We start from the raw sequence: 645 nt of genomic DNA, 5'->3' as shown, positions 1-645 counted from the left end.
GCAGGTTGCGGAAATACACTCCCACCGGAAGCGGCGCTCCTTGATTTATGCGCTCGCCGGTCGCAAACTTTCGCATTGTGCAATCTCAACGCGGATTCAACGTTCTTTCGGCGGCTTGAGGCTAATTTTTGGCCTCGTTGCCGCGCTTACCGCCATTACGGACGGACTTGTGCCAGCGATCGCATGCGCACATGCGCACAAGGTTGTACGCCGCCATGTTCAACACGAACGTCTGGTCCACCTTCTTCAAACCACGCACCATCACCTGGCGCATGCGGCCCACGGTCTTGGCCCAGCCGAAACCCTGTTCGATCAACTTGCGCTTTTGCTGCGAAATGGCGTAGCCCGCGCTCGATGCAATCATATCGGGCACTGCCGAACGCCGCCCCGAGGTGTTTTGCGCAACGTGCGGTGTGACCTTCATCTGTTGGCACGCCTCGATGAATTCCTGGGCATCGTAACCCTTGTCTGCACCCAACGTAATTTCTACGTTCGGATCGTCTGCCGCTTGCCGTGCGTCGTGGATCATGATCTTTGCCGCTTCACGCTCGGCATGCCCGTCGGCACGTGTCACGCGCGCGTTGACCACCAGGCCGTGACGGTTATCGGTCAGCGTATGGCCCATGTACCGCAATTCGCTAGCCG

Annotated in this window: 1 pseudogene; it reads right to left on the bottom strand. The window is 58.8% G+C overall.

Annotation, left to right across the window (positions count from 1 at the left end):
- Positions 1-155 precede the first annotated feature (155 nt).
- Positions 156-645: pseudogene (locus tag BMI01S_RS37890) on the bottom strand (transposase); the annotation flags it as partial.

Source organism: Paraburkholderia mimosarum LMG 23256 = NBRC 106338, from assembly GCF_000739815.1.
Classification (GTDB): Bacteria; Pseudomonadota; Gammaproteobacteria; order Burkholderiales; family Burkholderiaceae; genus Paraburkholderia; species Paraburkholderia mimosarum.
This window is presented reverse-complemented; position numbering and strand designations above follow the sequence as displayed.